Here is a 368-nt window from a genome sequence, read left to right as displayed (position 1 = left end):
GAAATATGGTCTGCCTTTAGCTTTAATTCAATCTCAGGGGTATGCTCCACAATTTGTGCGGTAGCTTCCATTACTTCTTCTGTTGTGAAATGCTCCATAATTTCACGCTTTGGACTCGCAGCCCATACTTCCATTGCTTGGTCAAATTGTTCTCGTTCTTCTGTACCTTCTTCAAATACATCTTCAATTTGGTCGTATACCATATCCATAACTTGTGTTTTCATAATTTCTGGCATGGAACGTTCGTATTCTACGAATTTTAAGAAGTCTTCGAAATAGCGGGCGTGTGATGCTTGGTGGATTTTTAGTTCGCCTACTTCCACGATGCCTTCTTCTGGCATGTATGGATATTGAATCGACTTCATGTT

At 40.2% G+C, this 368-nt stretch carries 1 protein-coding gene; it reads right to left on the bottom strand.

Going from position 1 to position 368, the window contains the following annotated elements; translation table 11 throughout:
* The coding region (locus CN326_RS23860; protein ID WP_141525133.1) for a DUF3900 domain-containing protein at positions 1–368 on the bottom strand (368 nt) is incomplete at both ends.

The organism is Bacillus sp. AFS018417 (genome assembly GCF_002560985.1).
GTDB classification, from domain to species: domain Bacteria; phylum Bacillota; class Bacilli; order Bacillales; family Bacillaceae_G; genus Bacillus_A; species Bacillus_A rhizoplanae.
Note: the sequence above shows the minus strand (reverse complement) of the source record. Positions and strands in the feature narration are given on the sequence as shown.